The organism is Gordonia sp. DT218, assembly GCF_049847105.1.
GTDB lineage: Bacteria > Actinomycetota > Actinomycetes > Mycobacteriales > Mycobacteriaceae > Gordonia.
Genome location: NZ_JBNCNS010000001.1, coordinates 738,239 through 750,251, shown reverse-complemented (window position 1 = coordinate 750,251; position 12,013 = coordinate 738,239). Strand labels below are relative to the sequence as shown.

The window sequence follows — 12,013 nt, the reverse complement described above, 5'->3', positions numbered from 1 at the left end:
GCATCAGGACGACTCGCTGCACAAATGTTGGTGCCCCCAGCAGGGCTCGAACCTGCGACCTGCGGATTAAAAGTCCGTAGCTCTACCAACTGAGCTATAGGGGCGCGCCCCGCATGTGCAGGGCCTCGACGAGTTTACAGGCTGGTTCGGTGGGTGTGAGATCGGCATGCCAGGTCGGGACGACAATGTTTGCCAGAATGGCAGATTCACCCTCTGACCATAGGATTTGTACTTTGTTCAGCGCGTGTCCTAAGCTAAGTCGGCTCCCAACGGAGAACCGGCCCCCTTCGTCTAGCGGCCTAGGACGCCGCCCTTTCAAGGCGGTAGCGCGGGTTCGAATCCCGTAGGGGGTACGCTTGCCCGGCCCCGAGGTGACGAGGGGACGGAAGAGTAATACAACAGAACAAGCAAGGCCCTGTGGCGCAGTTGGTTAGCGCGCCGCCCTGTCACGGCGGAGGTCGCGGGTTCGAGTCCCGTCAGGGTCGCAAAATTCATTTTGCGATTGGCATTCGGTTCGGGTGCCGCCCGGCCAGGTAGCTCAGTTGGTACGAGCGTCCGCCTGAAAAGCGGAAGGTCGTCGGTTCGATCCCGACTCTGGCCACCACATGTTTTCCCAGTTCACAGCTGGTTTCTGGAGCTGTTGTAGCTCGTTTTCATCGGATAGTTGGGCCCTTAGGTGGGCCACTGGTGGGCCATCGCTCAGCCCGGGGTGGACGGATTCTCGATCCTGGCCAATGTGTCGAGGGCGTCGGCGACCGCGTCCAGCTCGCCGTCGTAGAGATCGGCGTAGGTGTGGGCCGTCACCGTGATCGAGGCATGGCCCATGGCCTTCTGAAGGATGCGGAGATCCGCACCCGCTGAGCGGGCCAGGCTCGCATAGGTATGTCGTAGATCGTGGATGCGCAACGACGGATAGCCGAGGGCGGCCACCTGTTCCTTCCACTTGACTGACCGCACCCAGTTCTCGCGACTCAATCGAGCGCCGCGTGGCGATGTGATCGCCGGTTCATGACGCGGCCGACCATCGATGCGGGCCTGCAGCGCGGGCGTGATTACTGCGGGTATCGGAACCGAGCGTTGCCCTGCGCGACTCTTCGGCGCACCATCGATCAGCTTCCCACCGACCTGTGTCATTGAACGCCGAACGTGGAGCCGACGACGTCGAATGTCGACATCGGCGACGTTGAGGCCGACGAGTTCACCCCATCGCAACCCGGTGTAGGCGAGGACAGTCACGACGTCTCCTTGGTTGCCACAGAGGCGCGCCAGGGAGCTGACTTCGTCCGCGGTCAGATACAGGTGCTCGTGATGACCCAGCGGCGGGAACGAGGTTCCGTACGACGGGTTCTTGACGATCCACCCTTCGCTGACCGCGTGATCGAGAACCATCCGAAGTACCGAATGCCGCCAGCGCTTGGTCCGAGGCCCGACGGTCATCGCGTTGACCCACTCCTGCACGCTTGGGCGGTCGACCTTGGTCACCGGCCAGCTCCCGAACGCCGGCTCGACGTGGCCAGTCCAGTTGTCTTCAAAGCCACGCCGAACCTTGGCAGTCACCTCCTGACGACTGGCGAGCCACGACGAATAGACGTAGGCAACCGTGATCGCGTCGCCTCTGCGCGGGTCGTAGATCACTCCACGGTTTCGGGCGGCGATGACCTCTGCTTCGAATACCCGTGCTTCGCGCTCGGTGCGGAAGCTCTTGCGCCGCTTCACCCGCCCGGGGACTCGCCACTCGACCATCCACCGGGAATCGCCGTTGCCGTTCGCATACTTGCGAATGCTCATGGCGGCTCAACTGACGCGGCTCGCGCGGATCCAGGTGAGTACGTCCTCGCGGTCCCACCGACGGCGACGAGGGCCAAGTCGTAGATGGGGCGGCCCGTCAGCCGGAAGACCATGTTCACGGCGTACTGCGTAGTCGTGCAGGGTCGACACGGATATTCGTGTCAGGTCGGACACCTCGCGCGCTGTCAGCAGCACGGGTGCCGCCACCTGGTCCCGCAGTGTTTCACTCATCGCTCTCCTCAATTGTTTTGTGAATCAGGACATCTGTTGGGCCCAGGGGCGCGATTTGGCTCTAGCCCTCCGCCTCCCGCCGCACGGGCTTGTGGTCGTGTCCGAGGCAAACATGCTCGCTTCCGCAGTTCAGGCGCTCAGCAACTTCCAGCGACTTCCTCAGGACCTCCCGCGCTCGCGTTGCAGTCTCGGGGTCCGACTGGACCATCTCGGTGCCCCGCAGCTCGTACACGATTCCGTGTTTCACTTGATTCCCCCTCGTCTTCTGAGCAATTCGTTCTATGGCGAGCTGCTAAGCGTGTGTGTGGCAGCTGCTTCAAGCGACCTGTTCACGGCCGCTCGGAATGACGGGTAATTGAGGTAGTAGCCCTTGAAAAAGGTGATTGCCTCACCTACGACTACACCTTGCCCGGGCTTCAGCTCGAGTACCCGCTTGCTCGCGATTGGGTCAGCGGCGAGCGTCTCGCTTGCCATTCTGATTGATGCCAGATCCCGCTGAGCCATCGAGATAACCTGCGCAAGTTGGGATCGCACCCCGTCGAGCAGCCGCGCTTCCGGACGCTGTATCGCGATGAGAAGTGCAATTCGCGCCTTGCGCCCCTCGGCTGCGATGCGTGCTACCAGCTGCTCGAGTTCGGTCAGCTGGGATTTGCTCGCTGCACGCTGCAGCGCGGCGTACTCCTCAAGCACTGTCAGCAATAGCGGAGTCTCGCCGTCAAGCCATTCGAGTGGGATGAGGTCAGTTCCGGCTATCCCTAGTGCGGCCGTGCGTTTGTCCATCTCAGTTACGACCCTTCTCATTACGGCCAGGGACTCTTCGACACTCTCTGTCCCGAGCGCAATCCATCCAGAACTGCGTACGAAAGGAGATAGCGTGATGGCCGACGGATCGGCGCCACACACCCTCACATTCGGGCGGCGATATGCTTCGGCGAGGACCGAAAACATGATCGAGGACTTTCCGCTGCCGGTCACACCTGCAACAAGCGAGTGCGCGGTCAGATCGATTGCTACTGCTGCGCCCCGCTCATCGATACCGATCGGCACGCGAAGCGACGCCGACGTCATGCCACGTCTCCGTCCATTGCGCGCCGGAATGCCTCCTGGCTGGGCAGAGAGGGATCAACATCCGCCAGGTGCGGCGACGGGTGATCCAAATCCAATGGATTACGGCTTCGCAACCCGATTACAACCTCCGATCGAGATCGCGATATCACTTCCATCGGGTCAGCTCCGGGGAGCAGCCCCTCAAGACGGTGGAGTACATCGCTAGTTAGATGCGACCCAGACACTCCCTCCGGAAGCCGGATGGTGGCGCGCGGGCCGGTGGGAGCCAACTCAACTTCGCGGACGTCGGGGTGGATGACCACTGTGGATTCTTCATCGCCGTGTCGGTAGGAGAGTGGTTCAAGTCCTGCTGCTGACCAGTCGACCTGAAACCATGACCGAGTCCATTCTGCTTCGTCGGGCGTCAGTCCTGTGGTGTCGATCGCCAGGTCGTGCATCGTCTTCAACTGTTCGATAAATCCGAGGATCAGGAGTCCCGGAATACCGACCACGACTGCCAGCCCAAGCACGGACCAGAACAGCTGTGCCATGTCACTCACCTCCACGACGCCGGGTGGACGTCCCAACAGGCTCAATCCCGGAAACTTCGAACCACAGGCCACTTCTTGTGCCGGTCGCCCACGGAGCGGCCATTACCGGTCCTACAAGCCCCACAGGCGTGAACGCTTCCAGCCCATCGGGAATGGGAGTGTAGAGAGTGAACTTCAGGGATCGTCGACTTTCAATGCCCGGAATGGCGGCAAGGCAGTCGATCTCCACTCCGGCGACACCATCACGGACCTTCGGGGTCTCCACCCACTCGCCCGCCCCATTGCGTTCGCGTCGCACCGCCGGCCGTGAATCGATGATCCTCACGTCCCATCCCGTCACGTCGACCGGTACGGAATCCACAGGTGAAATTGCCATTACTGCTCCTTTCGGTTTGCACGTCACAAGCGACGCACTAGTCAAATTAGCTGTGCGACAACCATGTTCCGATGATCAATGTCGGTTGGCGCGGGGTCGTGGGTTGACAAAGACGAGATCCTCACCCGGCTTGTTACCGAGGACAATGTGCGACCACGAGCGGACGTCTCCAAGAAGAGGATCTTCTGGGTCCATCCATTCGCGGAGTGTTCGTACGGTGAAGTTGACTGGTATCCATTTGCCCGACTGTGAGATTCGATCCTCGCAGCTCTCGGCATGCTCGACGAGCACATGGAAGCTCGCATCGAGACCCGTGCACCGCGCTTCGGTGACAATAAGTACATCGATGTCGTTGGGTGGACCGTATGCTGCCCCGTGGTGACAACTGACCCACGACCCGAAAATCACGACAAAGTGTGGCCGCGTGAGGGACATGTGGACGAATTCAGACCGCAGGATCTCAAGCTCGCGATCGAAGTCTGACTGCTGTGTCTCGACGGTCATGATGGAGCTTCCTCACAAGCGATTGTTGCAGCGCAATAGAAGTGGATGTATAGAAAGGGTGTGTGGGGCGTTTCAGGCGCCCCAACAGATGCGGATCTCGGCTGGTGGGCTCGGATCGTCGGGCATGGGTGCGATCGTCGAGTCATCGAGCCAGAGTGTGACTGGACTCGACGCGGCCTGGCTGCGGTTCGTCGCAGTCACGGCCTCAATCTGGTAACGCCCGAAGTAGGACTCCCGAGGACGAAGCACGTACAAGTTTCGTGCTAGCTCCTCCCACAATGTCGTTCCCAGTAGCCGTTTTCGGCTCACATCCCATCGGCCACATGCCAGCACCATGACATTCGACTCGACGGCGAGTGAGCGAATCGCTTCGAGTTCGGCGTATCGTGCGGGTGTTTTGCGGATGACTCCAGCCTTGGCCTCCAGGGCCGACGTGCTGTCGAGGACGAGTAGTCCACCCTCCCCGACTGTTGCTACTGCTTGCGCGAGAGCCTGGAAGCCTCCGAAGTCGAGAGCAGTGCGTCGGACGTTTGGGTATCCAAGGAGCTCGTCTGCGAGTTCGTTTGGTGTCCAATCGCTCGCTGCAATGGCAACATTCGACTGCCACTCCACTGACCGCGATAATTGCTTTGCAATCCAGAAACCCATGCGGGTGGAGATCGCGCCTGGGCCGTAGAGCGCCGCGAGGCCAGGTACAAGTCCGCCATAGATCATGTCCAGCGCTTCGACGCCTGTCTCATTGACCTTCGCTTCAGTCATTGTGTCGCCTCCACATCCTGTGGTCCCGTCCGAGTTAGCCGATAGGACCAACTGCTGCTATCGGTAGGAAGAGTGGTCACTGTGCCGACTCACGGCAAGCGGCAGAACCCACAGTTTGTGGAAATGTGCAGTACAGGACCGATTCTGGGAGGGTATGATTCGACTATGCCGCTACCCAAGGAAGTCCGCGATCTGGCTGTCGAGCGACTGGTTCGACTGGAAGCAATATGGATCATCGCTGTCTTCAAGCTTCCTCCTAGTGACACCTATCTTGAGAGCAACTTGATTGCGTCAATTACCAAAGGTGAAAAGAGTGAGGATGCCATTGTTGATTGGATGCGGAGTTTGCGACCGGATGAGTTGCTAGATTCGATGACGCGAATGACCGGCACGGAGTGGATACAAACAACCGAAGGGGGCGATGGGGAAAGTCCCGTGTACGATCACCTAGATCCAGGGGAGATTCTCGAAGATTGGATCTTCTTAAAAGCCATCGATTTCGCTATTGACTATGCTCGTCGGGTTCGAGTTGACGAAACTAGTATCGACGATTATTCCGCACGCTCAGCGCTTGCTCGCCTACTTGTTCTGGAAGCAATGAACTACGCTTTTGAAACTTACGCGCATGCTCATACATCTATTGCTCACGACGAACATCGTGAGGCAACATGGGGGCGGATAGGTGCCATTCTGGGAATGGAAGCGAAGAATATGAGCGCGTATCACTCTCGCCATCGGACACAATCTGTCAACACGCCATATCGGCGACGGAGCCGCCGTAAGCATTAGCGATGCACGGCTTATATTTTGGAATTCTATCCAAGGTATTTGCAACTCGTGTTGCACCGTATGGCGTAGTCAAAGATGTTCTCTCCGCGGACGTGGCGTGGCGAACTGTGCTGTCGGATCTCGCTCGCGAAGCGGCACGAGAATGGGCCAACGTTCGCCGGAGCAGGTTCCCCTACAACCCAGAGCCGGCCTGGTCCCGAAGTGTGCGGCGGCCTCAGGACTGTCGACACGGAGGGCGTTGTGAGTAGCGATACGATCGACGGGGTGGAGAGTTTGCAGTGAGTCCGATTCTCTGCGGCACATCCGGCGTGCTTTAGTTGCGTGTCAGCGTCCTGACTTACGATCAGTCCTTGGACACAAGCCAGAGCAAACTGCGCAGGAGGATTCCCCGATGGCGAAGCGCCTCTCCAGTGGGCGGAACGAAATCGGCATGTTGTCTGACATTCGTGACGTAGCGGAGCAGGTCGGTGCAGAGACGCTCGGCTTTGAGATCGAGTGGGCTGTTGAAACAACCGCTAGGCGTATCGGCAAGCGGCCGGATGTCGAGATCCGTCGAGCTTCCGGTAACCGTGAACTCTTGGCGTCTGGGGAGGCCAAGCGTCCGGAGGTGCCGGAGGGCGTGCATCCATACGTCTCTGGTGAGGTCAATGGAGCTATAGCGAAGGCCAAAGCGCTCGGCGGGCGCTACGCATTCACGACCAACTTCCTGTCGATCGCGATGTTCGATGCGGAGGCGTACGACGCCAGCTCCGGCTATCTCAACGCGATGGTTGGCGAGGAGGTCAGGCTTCTCGACGAGAAGGAGGCGCTCGTCGCAGACTGGTGGAGCACGCTCACACCGCAACGCCGCAGCGACCTCCTGCGCCCTGGTCTCGAAACGTTCTTCGGACAACTCCGCACGCTGCTTCGCTTGGGCAAGACTGTAGCCAAAGCTGGCAAGGACGAGGTTTACCTCACAATATTCAAGGCGTCATCCGACGCTATCCTCGCTGAGGCCCTGCCAACCGTCCTCGACGACATCTCCGGTCTCCGGCTGCCGGTCGCGGTGGCTGTCGAGGCGAGGGATCGAGGCTTTGATACTTCGAAGGCCGACGTTGTTCGGTACTACGTCGCGCAAGCCATCGGCGAGGTGCTCACATCAGGCCTTTTCTATGAGACTGTCCGCCCGACCTTCTCCCTGAAGGCAATCTTGTCTGGCACCTCGCCCAACACCTCGCAGCTTATGTGCGAGGTATTGATGAGAAACCTGGCCGAGGCGACCCGGGTTACCGGTGATTACGAAACGATCTTTGATTTTTCAGAGGGCGCGAAGTACGTACTCGGCATTGAGAGCCAGACACTTCGGAACCACTGGCTCGAGCTGTTCGGTGCGCTCGATGGAGTGAGGTTCGAGGAGGTCAACTCCGAGATCATCGGAGTCATATTTGAGCGCCTTATATCCGCAGAACGCCGACAAGACATGGGGCAGCATTACACCCAGACCCGCCTGGCGCGCGCGATGACGGCCTGGGCCGTCGAGGGGCCTGACGACATGGTCGTCGACTTCTGCGCAGGTGGCGGTACCTTCTTGGTCGAGGCTTACACCAAGCTCCGGGAGAACAAGCCTCACGAGACGGTGTTGGAGCAGGTTTTCGGCAATGACCTGGATTCTTTTGCGGTACATCTGTCGACGGTGAACCTTGCGACTCGCGATGTTTACAAAGGCCACAACTTCCCGGCAGTCTCCAACCGGGACGCTCTCGACATCCGACCGGGCGATGCGGCTGTCGACGTTTCACCGAAAGTCGGTGAGCAGTATCGGGTCGACTACCCAGATAGCTTCGAGGCCATCGTCGGAAACCCCCCGTACGACGAGAGGGCCGATAACCCGGAGGACTATCGAAGTGATCTTGCGACCGTCGCCGGGAGGGGCGGGTTGTCCGTACTTCCGAAGGGCATGCCGGACAACATCAACCTTGCAGGCTGGTTCGTCCTTCTCGCTGCAGCGTGGCTCAAGCCGGGGGGCAGGATCGCGCTCGTCCTACCGGCAGCCATTCTCCAGAACGAGAAGCATGTAACGCTAATCAATTGGCTCCGTTCCCGATTTGACATCTCTGTGTGGCATACAGAGTCGGACGTATGGTTCTCCGACGCCCGCGTCGCTCCAATCACATTGTTCGCCAAGGAGCGCGAGAAAAAGGAGGCTTCATACGGACGCTTCGAGTTCGTCGACGTGCTCGCCCCGGTGAGCGGAGGGATAGCCGTCGTGGATGGCTTTCCTCGCCCTGGCGATGCGCATGATGTCCGCGACCTCGGCACTCTGTTACCTGACCAGGATGGAATCATCGCAGGGACAATCCCTGACCCCCTCAGTGCCTTTGAGCTTGCTCCGAATGTCATCCGGCTGGGATCAATACCGGGCGTCGTCATTGCCAGCGGCAACAAGCTCGGCCATCCGCTTTATCGTCTCAAGGACCGTGACCCGAAGAAGCCCGGGGTGCGTCGCGACCTCGTTGGATTTGATATTCAGACTACACTGAACCGCAGTTACCTGACCCCGTTGTTCCGCTCGCCAAAGGACGAACCGACAGGCGAATTCGACCCGTCCCGAGTTGACTGGTGGATATTGTCGGCCCCTGCCGCAATTCCGAAGGGGGGCGCGTTGGAAAAGTACATCCGGGCTGTGAAGCGTGCGGGCGCGGCAGACGCTCCGAGCGTGCAAGCCAAGGGCAAGACTTGGTGGTCGGTCGACTGGAAGCTTTCGCACATCTCTGTGGGTATACATCCACAGTTCCAGCCCCAGGTCTGGTGGAGTGACGAGGAGTTCGTCGGAACCAACAACTTCCATACGGTGACGTTGACAGTTTCCACCCCCAAAGAAGACCAGGAACTGGTAGCTGCTTCACTCGCCAGTGTCTACGGCAACCTCTCGTCTCTGTACCGCAGTAACGAGGTCGGGTGCGAAGGAGTGCGCTGGGTCTCGACCAACAACCTTGACGGCTGGTACGTCCTTGATTGGGCGAAGGTGACCAGTGAGGACAAGAAGGCAGTGCTCGACGCGTACCGTGAGTTCCGGAAGCTGAAGTACACCAAGGTCTACGAGATGACTGCTACCGCAAAGTCGGCTTGGCAAAATCTCAATGCTGCAGTGGCGAAGGCGGCTGGTCTCACCGATCCGCATGCAAGCGCTCGTATGGGACTGCGCGAAGCGCACGAAACCACGTTTCGGCGCCGTCAGCGCGAGATTGTGGCCACGAGTGGCCGGACAAGGGCTGGGGCGTCTGGCGGTGGAAAGCTCTTGCGCGACATTAAGGCCTTCACCGAAACCAACTTCCAATCTGCCCTAGCCGCTATGTCCGACGGTGACGCGACCGTTAATCTCAGGACGCACACCGTCGAGGACACACTCTTTGACATCGAGAACGAATCGGAGAGGTACCGGATCGGCAACGCGCTAGTGGTGATGGTAGGTGAAGGTTTTGAAGCAGCGCCCTTGTGGGACGACTCAACCATCGATGCGGTCGCGACTCTGTATGATCAGGTACTCCGTCAGTTTGTCCAGCTGGACGATGACGGAAACCCGCCGTCCGGCTATCAGCACACTGCCGACCTCATTCGTGAGCAGGTCACGCGAACTCTCGCTGGGGCAGTGAAGAAGCGATTGTCATAGTCCGCAAGAAGGCAAATCGCATGTTTCATCGCGTGCTTAAGCACTATCTGCGTCGGCGGTCGGCCGCTGTGTCGATCAGCCATCCAAAGAGCTTTGCGCGGTGTCATTCTGATAGCCGACATGAGACCTCGACACGCAGTTGCGACCTGCCCACCCTAAATCAATCTTCGCCCCGCTCCGCGCCGTTACGCTGTGAAAATGCCCAGGGAGTCATACAACGTTCGTATCCTGCGCGGCAAGGCTATTGCTTCCCTACGCACGGGGGTCACGGCCTTCAACGGCCTGGACGACAGCGGGCGGACCACTACAGTTTTGCTGAGCTTCCAGCACGCTTTTGAGATGCTGCTGAAAGCAGTCTTGGAGGCGAAGAAGGACAAAGGAGTCTTCGACAAGCGAAGCCAGAAGTCGATCTCGCTGGACAAGGCCATCAATCGCTGCCAGCAGATCGAGGGGGTGAAGCTGACTGATGACGAGGCCGGGGTTATCCGGCACCTCGATGCCATGCGAGACGCTGAGCAACACTGGCACCTGGTGGTCGACGAAGGACTCCTGTTTCACAACGCTCGATCGGCGGTAACGCTGTTTGATGACCTGCTCCAGCGAGTCTTCGACGAACACCTGTCAAAGTACATTCCGACACGTGTTCTGCCGATAAGTGCCGAGGCTCCAATGACTCTGGACCTGCTAGTGGATAGAGAATTTCAACGGATCGCAGACCTGCTTAGGCCTGGGCGGAGAGCGACAGAAGAGGCAAAGGCTCGAGTGCGTGCGTTGTTAGCGACCGAGGCCGTCGCGGACGCCGATGCTGCGGAGGTGCGTGAGGACGATGTGCGCCGTGTGACCCGGGGTATCCGTGAAGGGAAGTCGCGTGCGCAGGTCTTCCCAAAACTAACTGGCTACACCTCGGAGATCGAGGGCGACGGGGTAGCAGTGGAGGTCCGCATCGTCAAGAAGGAGGGGCTGCCGATCACCTACACGGACGACCCCACAGCCGATACGGCCGCGATTCGGACAGTCGACCTGGAGAGAAAGTTCCATATGGGTGCTCGCGACCTCGCTGACAAGGCCGGAATCGGGAAATCTCGTGCTGTGGCCCTCCGCAGGCATTTGGGTCTCGATGACGACGACGATCACTTCTCCCATCGGTTCCGGTTCGGCGGTATGGAGCACCGTAGATACTCTGACAACGCTCTCAAGGCGATGCGACAGGCCGTGAAGACAATTGACCTGGAGAAGGTCTGGCAGTCACACCGGACCATCCCTTACAACAGCGAGATCGTGCCGCCGGCATGCGACCAGCCCGGCTGTGCGATCTCTGCCCTGAAGGACCTTCCGTGAGCGCACGGTGAGGCACAAGATGTAGACGTTCTGCGGTGGTCGACGAAATTGTGTGAATGACAGTGCTCTACGAAGAGGTTGCGGCAGCTCCTCGCGAGAATTTAGAGCTCGGTCGGAAGTACATCCGGACCCGTGGGGCCGCGGAACCTGACATGTCCATAATGTTCCCGACGCGAGCACCTGGCGAAAGCGTCGATCCCCTCCTGCGGGATGTACCCCACGGTGCCGTGAAGCACCGCTTCTCCAGAAAACCGTTCCGTGTCGGACAGGCGGTCGGTGAGAGCATAGGCAATCATCTTCTTACCGGCGCCGGGCCGCCCAGCAGGGCGTTGAGCCGTCCGGCGACGACGCTAGGGTCCACGTCCGTGAACAAAGTATCGCTCCAGCGCCCGGTGTTAATGCGCACGGTCAGCGATCGCAACGCCGCTGTCATGCGCCCAGAATCCTTCTACCCGAGGACCTCCATCTCTCTAGATGACATCTTCGGTGATTGGTGTAGGCGTTCGCAGGGAGAGGCAGGCTGTCGGCAGTTACCTGTAGGCCAACCAAACGACACTCGATAAGAGTGGCCACATACACGATCCTGTAGCTTGAGTGCGATGTCGGGGTTCGATATTGAAACTGATGGCGCTGAGCTGGCAGCTGCAGGACGGGGGCTCAACGCTGGCTCGATTGTGCTCATCGAAGCGGTGCGGATTCTGGACGATTGCACAGTCTTCCTAAGACGCCCAGAGAGCGAGTACGCGCGGCTCGACGTCTACACCGTGCGTCGTGAACAGTGGGTTCTCGGTTTCTCGACCAAGAATCGCCTGGTCAGAGTATTGGGGCCCTGTAGTTGGATGGCACTTACAGGGCAGGACTTGATGGAAAATATGCCACCTGAGGCCAATATTGGTATCGACGTCCAGGATGACCATGGCTTCTTTGTGCCAGCGGCGCTGATCGCGGCACGGTCTTTCACCGGCACCTGGGGGAGGTAAA

The 12,013-nt window shown here is 59.4% G+C and carries 11 protein-coding genes and 4 tRNA genes; 7 read left to right on the top strand and 8 right to left on the bottom strand.

Annotated features, from left to right (window positions below; genetic code table 11):
- Positions 1–28: 28 nt before the first annotated feature.
- Positions 29–104 (bottom strand) — tRNA-Lys (locus ACPXCG_RS03475).
- 176 nt (positions 105–280) lie between these two features.
- On the opposite strand from ACPXCG_RS03475, the gene ACPXCG_RS03470 reads away from it, so the two are divergent.
- The 3 genes from ACPXCG_RS03470 (at position 281) to ACPXCG_RS03460 (ending at position 604) form a co-directional block, all read left to right on the top strand.
- Positions 281–353: transfer RNA gene (locus tag ACPXCG_RS03470), tRNA-Glu, on the top strand.
- 58 nt (positions 354–411) lie between these two features.
- A tRNA-Asp gene (locus tag ACPXCG_RS03465) sits at positions 412–485 on the top strand.
- A 42-nt stretch (positions 486–527) separates the two neighbouring features.
- Positions 528–604 (top strand) — tRNA-Phe (locus tag ACPXCG_RS03460).
- A gap of 95 nt (positions 605–699) precedes the next feature.
- Here the strand turns inward: ACPXCG_RS03460 and ACPXCG_RS03455 are convergent.
- The 7 genes from ACPXCG_RS03455 to ACPXCG_RS03425 all read right to left on the bottom strand — a co-directional run bounded on the left by ACPXCG_RS03455 (position 700) and on the right by ACPXCG_RS03425 (position 5,256).
- Positions 700–1,788: a tyrosine-type recombinase/integrase gene (locus ACPXCG_RS03455; RefSeq protein ID WP_425789096.1), complete on the bottom strand. Its 1,089-nt coding sequence runs from the start codon at positions 1,786–1,788 to the stop codon at positions 700–702.
- Between the two features lie 6 nt (positions 1,789–1,794).
- The gene (locus tag ACPXCG_RS03450) at positions 1,795–2,019 is read right to left on the bottom strand and encodes a helix-turn-helix transcriptional regulator (RefSeq protein ID WP_425789094.1); all 225 of its coding nucleotides are present in this window, start codon (positions 2,017–2,019) and stop codon (positions 1,795–1,797) included.
- Between the two features lie 279 nt (positions 2,020–2,298).
- On the bottom strand, positions 2,299–3,087 hold the full coding sequence (locus ACPXCG_RS03445) for an FtsK/SpoIIIE domain-containing protein (RefSeq protein WP_425789092.1): 789 nt from the start codon (positions 3,085–3,087) through the stop codon (positions 2,299–2,301).
- Positions 3,084–3,617, bottom strand: a complete 534-nt coding sequence (locus ACPXCG_RS03440) for a hypothetical protein (RefSeq protein WP_425789090.1) — start codon at positions 3,615–3,617, stop codon at positions 3,084–3,086. The genes ACPXCG_RS03445 and ACPXCG_RS03440 overlap by 4 nt, the downstream gene beginning before the upstream one ends.
- 1 nt (position 3,618) lies before the next feature.
- Positions 3,619–3,993, bottom strand: coding sequence for a hypothetical protein (locus ACPXCG_RS03435; protein WP_425789088.1), 375 nt, complete (start codon positions 3,991–3,993; stop codon positions 3,619–3,621).
- A 75-nt stretch (positions 3,994–4,068) separates the two neighbouring features.
- A complete protein-coding gene (locus ACPXCG_RS03430) occupies positions 4,069–4,497 on the bottom strand; it encodes a hypothetical protein (protein WP_425789086.1) in 429 nt (142 codons plus the stop codon).
- A 72-nt stretch (positions 4,498–4,569) separates the two neighbouring features.
- Positions 4,570–5,256 carry a hypothetical protein gene (locus ACPXCG_RS03425; protein WP_425789085.1) on the bottom strand — a complete coding sequence of 229 codons (687 nt, stop codon included), beginning with the start codon at positions 5,254–5,256 and terminating at the stop codon, positions 4,570–4,572.
- A 165-nt stretch (positions 5,257–5,421) separates the two neighbouring features.
- Between ACPXCG_RS03425 and ACPXCG_RS03420 the strand changes: the two genes are divergently transcribed.
- The 4 genes from ACPXCG_RS03420 (at position 5,422) to ACPXCG_RS03405 (ending at position 12,012) form a co-directional block, all read left to right on the top strand.
- Positions 5,422–6,045: a hypothetical protein gene (locus ACPXCG_RS03420; RefSeq protein ID WP_425789083.1), complete on the top strand. Its 624-nt coding sequence runs from the start codon at positions 5,422–5,424 to the stop codon at positions 6,043–6,045.
- Positions 6,046–6,436: 391 nt separating this feature from the next.
- On the top strand, positions 6,437–9,694 hold the full coding sequence (locus ACPXCG_RS03415) for an HsdM family class I SAM-dependent methyltransferase (RefSeq protein WP_425789082.1): 3,258 nt from the start codon (positions 6,437–6,439) through the stop codon (positions 9,692–9,694).
- A 198-nt stretch (positions 9,695–9,892) separates the two neighbouring features.
- Entirely contained in the window at positions 9,893–11,032 is a 1,140-nt protein-coding gene (locus tag ACPXCG_RS03410) for a DUF3644 domain-containing protein (protein WP_425789080.1), read from the top strand.
- Between the two features lie 599 nt (positions 11,033–11,631).
- On the top strand, positions 11,632–12,012 hold the full coding sequence (locus ACPXCG_RS03405) for a hypothetical protein (RefSeq protein ID WP_425789078.1): 381 nt from the start codon (positions 11,632–11,634) through the stop codon (positions 12,010–12,012).
- Position 12,013 lies beyond the last annotated feature (1 nt).